The 12,345-nt window shown below is 51.7% G+C and carries 10 protein-coding genes, 1 tRNA gene and 1 pseudogene; 7 read left to right on the top strand and 5 right to left on the bottom strand.

All coding sequences use genetic code 11. The annotated features are described in order from the left end of the window. Window positions 1-87 precede the first annotated feature (87 nt). The 5 genes and pseudogenes from ldtA to SIK69_RS09355 all read left to right on the top strand — a co-directional run bounded on the left by ldtA (window position 88) and on the right by SIK69_RS09355 (window position 6,040). The gene (gene ldtA / locus SIK69_RS09375; RefSeq protein ID WP_319785957.1) at window positions 88-1,023 is read left to right on the top strand and encodes a L,D-transpeptidase LdtA; all 936 of its coding nucleotides are present in this window, start codon (window positions 88-90) and stop codon (window positions 1,021-1,023) included. A gap of 1,341 nt (window positions 1,024-2,364) precedes the next feature. Next, entirely contained in the window at window positions 2,365-2,853 is a 489-nt protein-coding gene (locus tag SIK69_RS09370) for a PAAR domain-containing protein (RefSeq protein WP_319627729.1), read from the top strand. Further along, complete coding sequence (locus tag SIK69_RS09365) at window positions 2,853-4,430, top strand: S-type pyocin domain-containing protein (protein WP_319627730.1); 1,578 nt, start codon at window positions 2,853-2,855, stop codon at window positions 4,428-4,430. Before SIK69_RS09370 ends, SIK69_RS09365 begins: the two co-directional genes overlap by 1 nt. Then, window positions 4,427-4,681, top strand: coding sequence for a DUF7683 domain-containing protein (locus SIK69_RS09360; protein ID WP_319627731.1), 255 nt, complete (start codon window positions 4,427-4,429; stop codon window positions 4,679-4,681). Before SIK69_RS09365 ends, SIK69_RS09360 begins: the two co-directional genes overlap by 4 nt. Window positions 4,682-4,872: 191 nt before the next feature. After that, a pseudogene (locus SIK69_RS09355) lies at window positions 4,873-6,040 on the top strand (IS3 family transposase). Between the two features lie 172 nt (window positions 6,041-6,212). Here the strand turns inward: SIK69_RS09355 and SIK69_RS09350 are convergent. Continuing rightward, window positions 6,213-6,288: transfer RNA gene (locus SIK69_RS09350), tRNA-Asn, on the bottom strand. A 5-nt stretch (window positions 6,289-6,293) separates the two neighbouring features. Here SIK69_RS09350 and SIK69_RS22935 point away from each other — a divergent pair. Together SIK69_RS22935 and SIK69_RS09345 are read left to right on the top strand one after the other, a co-directional pair. Further along, window positions 6,294-6,401, top strand: coding sequence for a DUF5951 family protein (locus SIK69_RS22935; protein ID WP_374941318.1), 108 nt, complete (start codon window positions 6,294-6,296; stop codon window positions 6,399-6,401). Between the two features lie 79 nt (window positions 6,402-6,480). Further along, a complete protein-coding gene (locus tag SIK69_RS09345) occupies window positions 6,481-7,905 on the top strand; it encodes an EmmdR/YeeO family multidrug/toxin efflux MATE transporter (protein ID WP_319627732.1) in 1,425 nt (474 codons plus the stop codon). Between the two features lie 116 nt (window positions 7,906-8,021). Here SIK69_RS09345 and SIK69_RS09340 read toward each other — a convergent pair whose 3' ends face one another. The 4 genes from SIK69_RS09340 to puuD all read right to left on the bottom strand — a co-directional run bounded on the left by SIK69_RS09340 (window position 8,022) and on the right by puuD (window position 12,291). Next, the gene (locus SIK69_RS09340) at window positions 8,022-9,302 is read right to left on the bottom strand and encodes an NAD(P)/FAD-dependent oxidoreductase (RefSeq protein ID WP_319785956.1); all 1,281 of its coding nucleotides are present in this window, start codon (window positions 9,300-9,302) and stop codon (window positions 8,022-8,024) included. 2 nt (window positions 9,303-9,304) lie between these two features. Continuing rightward, window positions 9,305-10,792 (bottom strand): aldehyde dehydrogenase PuuC, encoded by a 1,488-nt coding sequence (puuC, locus tag SIK69_RS09335; protein WP_319785955.1) that lies wholly within the window; start codon window positions 10,790-10,792, stop codon window positions 9,305-9,307. Window positions 10,793-10,943: 151 nt separating this feature from the next. Further along, window positions 10,944-11,501, bottom strand: coding sequence for an HTH-type transcriptional regulator PuuR (puuR, locus tag SIK69_RS09330; RefSeq protein WP_319627735.1), 558 nt, complete (start codon window positions 11,499-11,501; stop codon window positions 10,944-10,946). A gap of 25 nt (window positions 11,502-11,526) precedes the next feature. Then, on the bottom strand, window positions 11,527-12,291 hold the full coding sequence (gene puuD / locus SIK69_RS09325) for a gamma-glutamyl-gamma-aminobutyrate hydrolase (RefSeq protein WP_319627935.1): 765 nt from the start codon (window positions 12,289-12,291) through the stop codon (window positions 11,527-11,529). Between the last annotated feature and the right edge of the window lie 54 nt (window positions 12,292-12,345).

Below are 12,345 nucleotides of genomic sequence, written 5' to 3'. Positions count from 1 at the left end.
TCGGGCCAGTTAAATGAGGAAGATTGCGCTCTCAATGTGGAGCGCTATAGTAATCGTAGTGCCATCACGTCTGATAATAGGGAAATTATGATCCGTTCGCTTTCGCTTGCCCTGGTGCTCACCGCCGTGACCCACAGCGCTCTTGCGGTCAGCTATCCGCTGCCGCCTGAAGGTAGCCGTCTGATCGGCGCACCGATTACCGTTACCGTGCCGGAGGGGAATACCCAGCCGCTGGAGTATTTTGCCGCGCAGTATGGGCAGGGATTCAGCAATATGCTGGAGGCTAATCCCGGTGTCGATCCGTTCCTGCCCAAAGTCGGAACGCCGTTGACCATTCCGCAGCAGCTGATCCTGCCGGACACGGTCCACGAGGGGATTGTAATTAACGTCGCCGAAATGCGGCTGTATTACTACCCGGCAGACGGTAACACGGTGGAGGTGTTACCGATTGGCATTGGTCAGGCCGGACGTGAAACGCCGCGTAACTGGGTGACGAAAGTGGAGCGTAAGCAAGAAGCGCCAGCCTGGACTCCAACGGCGAATACCCGGCGTGAATATGCGAAAGAGGGGAAAACCTTGCCAGCGTTCGTTCCCCCGGGTGAGGATAACCCGATGGGGCTCTACGCCATTTATATCGGCAAGCTGTACGCCATCCACGGCACCAATGCCAACTTTGGGATCGGTCTGCGCGTGAGTCAGGGATGTATCCGACTGCGTAAAGACGACATCAAATATCTGTTTGATACCGTGCCGGTGGGAACGCGCGTCCAGTTGATTGATAGGCCGGTGAAAACCACCGTGGAGCCAGATGGAAGCCGCTGGCTGGAGGTGCATGAGCCACTGTCCCGCAACCGGGCCGAGTTTGAATCTGACAGGAAAGTTCCGCTCCCGATGACCCCGGCATTGCACGCAGCCACCCAGGGAGTCGACGTGGATGCCAGCGTCGTCAGTGCCGCGTTAACGCGCCGTTCCGGGATGCCGGTAATGATCGGCGCGGGTGCGACAAAGGCCGGGCAGTTCTGAATAGTCGCTAAGACGAAAAAGCAAAAAGCCCGCTCAGTTTCCTGAGCAGGCTTCTTAAATATGGCTCCTCTGACTGGACTCGAACTTCATCTGTATTCCTTTCTATTTATGGGATTGTTAAAACAAGACAGTTATTTACCAACATATTTACCATCATTATTGTTTTCTTATGATAAAAATGTCAATTAAAAACAATTAGTTGTTGTTATAAACATTTGACTATGAGTACCTTACCATTCTTTCACTGTCAATATGATGTTGTTGCTATCTTGGAGAAAGTAATTGATATAAAACAATTAGTTATTTTTTAGTAAATAAAAGATGTTTAGTCAAGATTGAAGTATTGGCCTCCAAGGTCACTTATCTGGTCTCACAGCATTTTGAAAACCCGTCCCCTCTTTTTCACTTTCTCTATCATGTTGAATGGGTTAACTTTTATGCTATAAAGAAAATGTATCGAAGAAATGGTTTTTCCATCCAATAGGGGAAATAATGTCAAATTGATGTTGGTGATCAATGATAACGTATTTTAGATGACAGAATAAAGATCGGAGTTGTCTGTCAGGAATAGTGATAAAACGCCACGGGAACGATTCTAAGTGATTTAAAATAAAACCAATAAGATTTCACTGGCTGTATGTTCTTAATCGATTACGTGCTGTCTGATTTGTTAAATCAAAAATAAATGTGGAAAAAGTAATACACCTTTGTGAAATTACGTTCATTAATAGCAGGGAATATGAAAGTTTCCATAGAAAAAATGTTGGTTTCCGTACAAGAGGTTTTTATTGTGTTTCCTGCTTAATTTCACTTTATGTTATAGACAGCAAGTAATTGTTTTATACAATCACAAAACGCTGCTTATTTCTATGCTTATACATTTTCTTCAACATCACTGGCGGCTGACGCCGCGATTTTTTATAGATAAATCCATCATTAGCAGGAGCAAGTCCTGTTCAGCCATGTGATTGTTGATGACAATCATAGTGGGCTGCGTTAAAAACGTTTTTCCCATTCTATGGGACGATTGTTCTCAGTTCAAAGACCTGAAATGATATATTGGTTAAAAATGCTATTTAAAAGATTTCAGATAAAATACACAGGATAATTTATCCGGCTTTGAATATAGCGATAGATTAAAAACTATTCTGTTGCTGAACAGAATACTGGGATCTCTGTAAGGCTGGAAAACACATCCTGTAGCTATCAGTTGGGATCAGAATTCGTCTGTTATTGCTTCGAAACCATGTCTTAGCATTATGATAGATAATGCTTTTAAGTCAAATTAAGGATCGGTTAGTATTGCATCAGCTTAACCACAAAAATGACAAGGAAAAGGAAATGGATCGTCAATACAACAATGAACTGACCCAGGAAGTGCTGGCAACAATGGATCAATCACCGTTTACGGCGGAACAACTGGCCGGAATGAATGATGAAACGCGGGCGCTCATCTCTGACCAGCAGGAATATTGCCGCCAGCATCCTGTTAATGCCATATACCGTATTGCAGTGGATGGCAGCCTTACCAGAGAGGGCGGAACAGTTCGTGCAGCATACAACGGAAACGAAATCGAACTTTCAGATGGTAGTAAGGTTAATGTTGCGCTGGTTGGTGATGATGTTGTTTACCCTGATGGGAGAACGGCGAAAATTGTCACTGGTGCGGGTAGAATGAGTGAAGTGAATGGTCGTGGTGTAGCACTGGTCAACAGCCATCTGGATAACGGAGATGAGATTATCAGCACACCGTGCGATGGACAGATGATTGTAGGTCGTATAGGAGAAGAGATGCCGGAGGATTTCCTGTTATCTGTAGAGGTGGCGTAATGGGAAATCGATCTGACTGTTATGGAAGAGGAACCGCACTTGAGGGTGATAAAACAACCACGGGTGCTGAATGCATTGCCTCAATGTCCAATGATACTGAACATGGGCGCAGGGTTGTTCGCGTTGGGGATAAAACAACCCCATGCCCTAAATGTGGTGAGGTAGGGGTTATCGTATCCGGTGAACCCCGAGATACCAATAATGGAAAAATAGCGGCGGTTGATGGTTCAATCGTGCGCTGTGCCTGTCCTTCCGGGTCTAACTGGATTATCGCACCAGCAGGACAATGGGTTGGAAGAGGCCCGGATCCTTCCATTGCAGCCCTTGCAGCACTGGTTGCTGAACGTAAGGCCGCAGAAGAAGAAAGAACTAAACAACTGGCTGAAGAGCGTGACCGCAATCGGGTATTCGCCAAATCCTGCCTTCGTGGTGAGGGCTGTAATGATGCCGGAGAAGATCAGGAGCCTCATACCAATTTTGCTTCAATGGCATTTTATCAGTCTGTTTCTTCTGCCGATCCAGCATCAGATACTGATGTTCCTCAACATGCTCAGACCGCCAAGAAAAAGAAACCTGTTGAAGATATTCCAAAGCCGAAGAAGCGAAGCGCCCTGTATAAATGGCTGAACGGTAATCATGAGGAAATTGAATACCAGCTGGCAACAGCAGCAGCTACAAGTGCTGCTAATGCTCAGATGGCTGTTGAAGGTGCCAGCGTTCTTGGGTTGGTAGGTGGAAGTGCCATCACGTCAGGAACATGGGCGGTAAAACTTGGGGAAATGGCAACCGGACTCGGAAGAATAGCCGCCAGCGGTCCCGGTGCTCCCATCGCCGCAGTCGTGATGGGAATGATGCCCGGAAGACTCAATGACGGTGAACAGGATTTTATTGACCGCATGAGGCTGGAGCAAATGCGTGAAGCGCCAAGCCGCGTGCGTTATACATGGGAACAAGACGATAAAGGTAATCCGGTTCCTCATGGCTGGCATACGCCACCGGGTAAAGATATGGTGCGTGTGCGCAAAATGGAGTGGGACAGCAGCCGTAAGGCGTATACGTTCACTACAGAGGAAGATCCGCGTATTACCATCATCTGGACGCCAGACAGTTCAGGTGTCAATGTTCCTTCAAATACAGGCAACCAGAACCCGGTAAGAATACCTAACCCTGTTATTGTTGATCCGCTGCCGGAAAATACCAGTATTGATACTACAACCAGCCCTGCGCCGGAGGAAAAGAATTTTGCGGATTACATTCTTGTTCTGCCTATATCGGCTATTCCGCCGATTTATATTTATATAAACGCGGATCATAAATACTACACTCCGCCGAAAGAAAATCCTCCACTACCTGCGTATCCTGATGCCAAAAAAGCGCAAGCTAAAACACCTGTTAAGGGAGGTGGGAAACTACGTAATCGTTGGAAAGATTCAAAAGGAAAAATCTATGAGTGGGATTCTCAACATGGCACGGTAGAAGTTTATGATCGTTCAGGTCGCAATCATTTAGGTGAATTTAATCATATCACTGGTGAGCAAACAAAACCCGCAGACCCAACAAGAAAGGTGGAAAAATGACGATATCGTATACTATTGATGTATATAGTAAAGTGGATGAGGCGTTGCTTCTTGAAATTGAAATCCCAGAGAATAAACTGTCAGATGTAGCTGAAATTATGGGGTGGAGTGAAGAGGATAAAAAGGAATTTTCATTAGGAATTGGTGTTTATAATATTAATGAAAACCAAGCGATTAAATTAGAGCGCTTGCTATGTAAAAAATTCTATTCCTCTGATCACTCTCTACAGATTTCAGGCGGCAGTGTCTAATACATTACAAATATCTCTGAAGCAGCACGAAATACCTTGGGTGCTGCTTCAACTTTTATCCCTTCTCATCAATGGGATTATATAAATGACAATAAATATTGGGGCATTGATCCGTTGCTTAGGCCATCTGATCCTACCCGCGAATAGTGGGCACACGACTAAGTGAGTAAACTCTCAACCAGAGGTGACTCATGACAAAACCAGCATCAACCAATAAGAAGCCCCGCAAACAGCACACACCTGAATTCCGCAACGAAGCCCTGAAGCTTGCGGAACGTATCGGTGTTGCTGCCGCTGCCCGGGAACTCAGTCTGTACGAATCCCAGCTCTACGCATGGCGCAGCAAGATTAACAATGCCCGCAGCTCTTCCGAACGTGAGCAGGAAATGTCCGTTGAAATTGCCCGTCTTAAACGCCAACTGGCGGAACAGGCAGAGGAACTGGCCATTCTCCAAAAGGCCGCGACATCCTTCGCCAGACGTCTGAAATGAAGTATGTCTTTATCGAAAATCATCGGGCTGAGTTCAGCGTCAAAAACCTGTGCCGGGTACTGCAGGTCGCCCGCAGCGGCTGGTATGCCTGGCGTCTGCGTCGTCAGCAGATAACACCACGTCAGCAGTTCCGGCTCGTCTGTGATACTGCTGTCCGTAAGGCATTCACTGAGGCAAAACAGCGTTATGGTGCGCCTCGTCTCGCTGGCGAACTGCGTGAGTACAACGTCAAAACCATTGCCGCCAGCCTGCGACGTCAGGGACTTTGTGCAAAGGCTGCCCGGAAGTTCAGCCCGGTCAGCTACAGAGAACATGGCCTGCTGGTGTCTGAAAATCTGCTGAAACAGGATTTTTACGCGAGTGGCCCGAATCAGAAGTGGGCAGGAGACATCACGTATCTTCGCACCGACGAGGGCTGGCTGTACCTCGCGGTGGTGATTGACCTGTGGTCGCGGGCTGTCATCGGCTGCTCAATGTCGCCGCGGATGACAGCGCAGCTGGCCTGCGATGCGCTGCTGGCCTGCAATGCGCTGCAGATGGCACTCTGGCGACGTAAGCGACCGGGAAATGTCATTGTCCACACCGATCGCGGCGGGCAATACTGTTCGGGGGACTATCAGGTACTGCTGAAGCGGCATAATCTGCACGGTAGCATGAGTGCCAAAGGATGTTGTTACGACAATGCCTGCGCGGAAAGCTTCTCCATTCGCAGAAAGTGGAATGTATCCACGGGGAACGCTTTATCAGCCGGGAAATAATGCGGACGACGGTGTTTAATTATATCGAGTGTGATTACAATCGGTGGCGTCGTCACAGTGCCTGTGGCGGCCTCAGCCCGGAACAGTTTGAAAACCAGAACTTCGCTTAGGGCCGTGTCCACCTTACGTGGGTAAGATCACTACCATTGCCAACATTTTTACCAGCAAATGGGTATGGCTTCGAGTGGTTTTTAGTGAACGAGGGTGAACCTGAAGAAGGGGGTAACAAATTGATAGAAATGCAGAAAGCAGACGTCAGTGAACGTCTGCTTCCCTTAAATATGGCTCCTCTGACTGGACTCGAACCAGTGACATACGGATTAACAGTCCGCCGTTCTACCGACTGAACTACAGAGGAATCGGTTGGAGGCTTATCTTAGCGGCGAAAAAACTTTTGTCAAACCTCTATTGGAACCTTTCGTTGCGACTGTCGGTTATGTCAACAATTTGTTGTATTTACCCACAATTTAAACGCAAATCAACGTTGCAGGTTTGGCATTTCTCCCTCATCATTTAAAACGAGGTTTCAACTTTCTCTCTAAGGCACCCTTTGAACGTCTCTGCCGCAGTAAGCCAGGCCGTCACGCGCACAACCTGGTATAAAAACCGCAAAACCTACCGTGTACTGTTCTGGCGTGAAATCACCCCGCTTGCCGTGCCTATTTTTCTGGAAAACACCTGCGTTCTGTTGATGGGCGTGCTCAGCACCTTTTTGGTGAGCTGGCTCGGGGCGGATGCAATGGCCGGGGTAGGGCTGGCGGACAGCTTTAACATGGTTATCATGGCGTTTTTTGCCGCTATCGATCTCGGGACGACCGTAGTGGTGGCCTTCAGTCTCGGTAAACGCAACCGAAAACAGGCGCGGGCGGCCGCCCGTCAGTCTTTGGTTATCATGACCTTGTTCTCGATTATTCTCGCGGTGGTCATTCATCTGTTTGGCCGGGAGATTATTGAAGTGGTGGCCGGGGCCGCCTCACCGCATGTTAAAGAACTGGCGCTGACCTATCTTGAGCTGACCGTGCTGAGCTATCCGGCAGCAGCGATTGCGCTGATTGGCAGCGGGGCACTGCGCGGGGCGGGGAACACCAAAATACCGTTGCTGATTAATGGCGGGATGAACATCCTTAACATTATTATCAGTAGTATCCTGATTTACGGGGCTTTTTCCTGGCAGGGCATGGGCTTTGTCGGCGCGGGGCTGGGCCTGACGATTTCGCGTTATATTGGCGCGGTGGCGATTGTTGCGGTGCTGGCAGTCGGCTTTAATCCGGCGCTGCGTATTCCGCTCAAGAGTTATATCAAGCCGCTTAACTTCGCCATTATCTGGGAAGTGATGGGCATCGGCATTCCAGCCAGTATCGAATCGGTGCTGTTTAACAGTGGGAAACTGCTGACCCAAATGTTCGTCGCCGGAATGGGCACCGATGTGATTGCCGGTAACTTTATTGCCTTCTCGGTGGCCTCACTGATTAACCTGCCGGGCAACGCCCTGGGATCGGCCTCGACCATTATTACCGGTAAGCGTTTGGGCAAAGGTCAGATTGGGCAGGCTGAAAAACAACTGCGGCACGTGTTCTGGCTTTCGACGATTGTGCTCACCGCCATTGCCTGGGGCACCGCGCCGTTAGCCGGGCTGTTCGCCTCCTTCTATACCCACGAGGCAGAGGTAAAAGAGGTGGTGAAACACCTGCTGTGGCTTAACGCCGCGTTTATGCCTATTTGGGCTGCATCGTGGGTCTTACCGGCGGGGCTGAAAGGCGCACGTGACGCCCGATTTGCGATGTGGGTATCCATGTTCAGCATGTGGGGGGCCCGCGTCGTTGCCGGTTACATCCTTGGGATTGTGCTGGGCTGGGGCGTGGTCGGCGTGTGGTTGGGGATGTTCCTCGACTGGGCAGTGCGCGGCGTCGCTTTCTATTGGCGGATGGTCAGCGGCCGCTGGCTGTGGAAATACCCGCGCGTGAAAAGCACCTAAAAAAACGCACAGGGGATCACCGCTGTGCGTCGGGTAAATGGCCAAAACGCCCGGCGGCGCAAGCTTACCGGGTCTACGCGATCGGCAGTCCCGGTAAGCATCGCGCCACCGGGAAATCATACCCCAAGGCGATCGCGAAGACTGTAATACGCCGCCCCCATGGCGGTAAACGGAATGCGCAGCGTGCGGCCACCCGGGAACGGGTAGTGCGGCAGATTGGCAAAGGCATCGAAGCGTTCGGCATCCCCGCGCAGCAGTTCGGAAATCAGACGACCCGCTAAATGGGTACAGGTCACACCGTGGCCGCTATAGCCCTGCATGTAGTAAATGTTGTTATCCAGACGGCCAAACTGCGGCATACGGGACAGCGTCAGCAGGAAGTTGCCGGTCCAGCTGTAATCAATCTTCACGCCGTTCAACTGCGGGAAGGTTTTCAGCAGGTTAGGCATCACCAGACGCTCAATGTCCGCCGGGTCGCGCGCACCGTACACCACACCGCCGCCGTACAGCAGGCGGTTATCGCCGGTCAGACGGTAATAATCCAGCAGATAGTTACAATCTTCCACGCAGTAATTTTTCGGGATCAGCGAGCGGGCGACATCTTCGCCCAACGGTTCAGTGGTTAACACCTGCGTCCCGCATGGCATGCTGCGTTTCGCCAGTTCTGGCTCCAGCTTATCGCCGAGATAGGCGTTACCCGCCACAATCACATACCGCGCCGTAACCTGGCCTTTCGCGGTGCTGACCACCGCCGGGCTGGAATGCTGAATCTTGGTCACCGGCGACTGCTCATACACGCGTCCGCCGTTCAGGCGAATCGCATTGGCCTCACCGATCGCCAGATTCAGCGGATGAATGTGGCCGCCGCTGTGATCGAGCAGGGCACCGACGTAGCGATCGCTGTTCACTTCGCGCTTCAGTTCGCTGGCATCAAGCAGTTCAAGCTGGGTATTGCCGTAGCGTTCCCAGTTGGATTTCTGCTCTTCCAGCGTTTCCAGCTGTTTGTGGTTCATCGCCACGAACAGGCCGCCCGGACGATAATCGCAGTCAATCTGATAACGCTTGATGCGCTCGCGAATAATATTCCCGCCTTCAAACATCATGCTGCCGAGCATTTTGGCTGCGTCCGGGCCGTAGGTGCGTTCAATCACGTCGATGTCGCGGCTGTAGGAGTTCACCAACTGACCGCCGTTACGGCCACTGGCCCCAAAACCAATTCGGGCGGACTCGAGCAGCACCACGTCATAACCCATTTCCGAAAGATGCAGCGCCGAAGAAAGCCCGGTGTAGCCGCCGCCAACGATACACACGTCACAGGTGACGGATTCGGTCAGCGTCGGAAACGGTTCATACTGATTGGCACTTGCGGCGTAATAGCTGGTGGTATGTTCAGTCATGATTAAGGCTCCAGGGCAATCCAGATAGTTTTCAGTTCACTAAATTTTTCCAGGGCGTGCAGGGACTTATCGCGTCCATTGCCGCTCTGTTTATACCCGCCAAACGGCACGGTCATGTCGCCATCGTTATAGTTGTTAACGAACACGGACCCGGCTTTCAGGCGGCGGCTCATCCGGTGCGCACGTGACAGATCGTTAGTCCACACGGCGGCCCCGAGGCCATACTCGCTATCGTTGGCCAGCTCCAGCGCCTGCGCTTCGTTTTTAAAGCGGGTGACGACCAGCACCGGGCCGAAGATTTCATCCCGGCCCACGCGGGCATTTGGGTCGGTATCGACAAAAATGGTCGGGCCGATGGCTGCCGGATGGTTGCCATCGCGGCCATCCAGTGCCAGCGTGCCCTGGGTTTCACCATCGCGAATAAAACTGTGCACCGTGTCCGCATGGGCGTTATCAATTAGCGTGCCCATCGTGGTTTTCGGATCGAGCGGGTTGCCCGGCAGCCAGTTTTTGGCCTGTTCTTTCAGCAGTTCAATAAAGGTGTCTGCGATGCTCTCTTCCAGCAGCAGACGGGTTCCGGCGATACACACTTGGCCCTGGTTGTAGAAAATACCGGCGGCGGTGGTGGCAGCGGCTTTCTCGAGACTGGCACAGTCGGCGAACACGATGTTGGCGCTCTTACCGCCGGCTTCCAGCCACACGCGTTTCATGTTGCTGTCGCCCGCGTCTTTCAGCAGCTGTTTGCCGGTGCGGGTTGAACCGGTGAAGGTAATCACGTCCACGTCAGGATGCTGCGACAGCGCCTGACCCGCTTCATGTCCAAAACCGCTGATGACGTTAAACACGCCGTCCGGAAGCCCGGCATCTTTCGCAAGCTGGGCCAGACGGAGGGCGGTTAACGGGGATTTTTCGGAGGGCTTGAGGACAACGCTATTGCCCGCAGCGAGGGCCGGGCCGAGCTTCCAGCACGCCAGCAGCAGCGGGAAGTTCCACGGCACCACGGCGGCTACCACGCCAATCGGTTCCCGGACAATCAGCGCCAGGTCGTTAACGCCGGTGGTGGCGACTTCGCCATACACCTTATCAATCGCTTCGGCATACCAGCGAATAGCGCGGGCCGCGCCGGGAATATCATCACGCAGGCTATGGCGGATAGGTTTGCCGGTATCGAGTGTCTCCAGCAGCGCCAGCTCCTCGTGATGCTGTTCCATTAAATCCGCCAGCTTGGTCAACACCGCTTTGCGTTTCGCAGGCGATGCTTGTGACCAGTCACCGCGTTCGAATACTTGGCGAGCACCGCGTACGGCGAGGTCCACATCGGCTTTTTTACCGCGAGCCACCTGCGCCAGCGGGCGCTGTCCGGCCGGGTCAACAATTTCAAAGGTGCTGTTATCCTGCGCCTGGCAATATTCGCCGTTAATAAATAACCGGGTTTCAGGCGAGACATTTTTCGCTTTTTCCTGCCAGTAATTCAGATGCTGAAAGTCCATGCTGACTCCTTTAAATTCAATTCGTTAAACGGTCTCTCTCTGCTGCTAACGGCAAAATCGGGCTGCAAAACGCCCCAGGAAATAAATCCTGTAAAAAAGGCGGTGTTTTAAAATGGCCTGAGAAACTCAGGCCGGGTTTAACCCTGGATAATCAGAACGTGGTGGGGGTATGGGCACTGATGATGCGGCAGATGCCTGCCGAGGTGTTGCTGAAGCTGTGTGGTATGCCGGTGTTTATGGCATAACTTTGCCCTGCAACGAGGTGATAATCCTGGCCGTTGATGGTCAGTATGACTTCACCTTCCAGTATCGTGCCGATTTCCTCACCCTGATGTTTAATCCTCTCCCCGGTGGTTGTGCCGGGTTGGTAGGTCTCGAAGATCATCGCCAGTGTTCGGTTCGGATTTCCGTTATGAACCAACTTCATTGAAACACCCTGACTGCCGATCTCAATCAGGTCGTCCTGATTGATAACCACCTGCGGCTCATCAGGTTTTTCCGGTTCCGCAAAGAACTCGGAGAGCGACAGCCCATAAACTTTCAGCAGCTTTTGCAGCGTACTGATGGCAGGACTGACTTTGTCCTGTTCTATGGTGCTGATGGCGCTATGCGTTAATCCAGACAGTTCGGCGGCACGACGTTGAGAGAGACCCAACTGCTGGCGGATCGCTGACAAACGTTTACCCGGCGCCAGGCCGTCATCGCTCATATTGGCATTTCCTTAACTGTAGGGGTCAGAGTCGCTGTTTTTCAGCGAGGTGGTTCTGACAAGCGGTGATAAAACCTTCAAGCAACAAACGCGACAGGGCGTATTCGCTACTGTTCCATTCTGGGTGCCACTGCACGCCAAGCGCGAACGGGTGATCGTGCACGCTGGCGGCTTCCACCAGGCCATCCTGCGAGCGGGCTTCCACGCGCAGTAACGGGCCGAGCGATTTAGCGCCTTGTCCGTGTAATGAGTTAACCCAAAACGTGTTGCAACCCGGTATTAATGTCGAAAGCAATCCTCCCTGTTGAACCTGGACTTCATGTGATGGCGCGTACTGCTGCTCCACCGGGAGTTCCGGATCTTCACGATGTTCCAGGAACTGAGGCTGATCGCACAGGCGACGATACAGAGTCCCGCCGGTGGCGACAACAAGTTCCTGCAAACCCCGGCAGATGGCGAAAATGGGGATGCGCCTTTCAAGCCCGGCGGTAATCAGCGCCATGCTCAATTCATCACGCCCGGGATCGGCGTCAGGCTCATCGCCGTTTTCACCATACAGGTGCGGCTGCACATTGCTGGGGCTGCCCGGCAGGAAGATCCCATCCAGTCTTGGCAACAGCGCATTCAGCAGTTCCGGCTCTGCCAACGCATGTGGCAAGGCAATCGGCAAACCGCCGGCATGTAAAACGGCATTCAGGTACTTTTCTTGCAATGTTTGGGTCTGATGACCCTTAAGCCTGTTCCTGCACATCACGACACCGATAACTGGCTTGTCAAATATATTGCCCATGATCAACCTCACATTCTGGACTAAATTATTGCCAAACTCTTCCATATGGCTCAT

This window comes from Scandinavium lactucae, from assembly GCF_033843265.1.
Lineage (GTDB): Bacteria > Pseudomonadota > Gammaproteobacteria > Enterobacterales > Enterobacteriaceae > Scandinavium > Scandinavium lactucae.
This window is presented reverse-complemented; position numbering and strand designations above follow the sequence as displayed.

What these genes read in the sequence shown, in the direction of transcription:
- ldtA (WP_319785957.1), top strand. Translation starts at nt 88, where the DNA reads ATGATCCGTTCGCTTTCGCTTGCCCTGGTGCTCACCGCCGTGACCCAC.
- SIK69_RS09370 (WP_319627729.1), top strand. Translation starts at nt 2,365, where the DNA reads ATGGATCGTCAATACAACAATGAACTGACCCAGGAAGTGCTGGCAACA.
- SIK69_RS09365 (WP_319627730.1), top strand. Translation starts at nt 2,853, where the DNA reads ATGGGAAATCGATCTGACTGTTATGGAAGAGGAACCGCACTTGAGGGT.
- SIK69_RS09360 (WP_319627731.1), top strand. Translation starts at nt 4,427, where the DNA reads ATGACGATATCGTATACTATTGATGTATATAGTAAAGTGGATGAGGCG.
- SIK69_RS09340 (WP_319785956.1), bottom strand. Translation starts at nt 9,302, where the DNA reads ATGACTGAACATACCACCAGCTATTACGCCGCAAGTGCCAATCAGTAT.
- puuC (WP_319785955.1), bottom strand. Translation starts at nt 10,792, where the DNA reads ATGGACTTTCAGCATCTGAATTACTGGCAGGAAAAAGCGAAAAATGTC.
- puuR (WP_319627735.1), bottom strand. Translation starts at nt 11,501, where the DNA reads ATGAGCGATGACGGCCTGGCGCCGGGTAAACGTTTGTCAGCGATCCGC.
- puuD (WP_319627935.1), bottom strand. Translation starts at nt 12,291, where the DNA reads ATGGGCAATATATTTGACAAGCCAGTTATCGGTGTCGTGATGTGCAGG.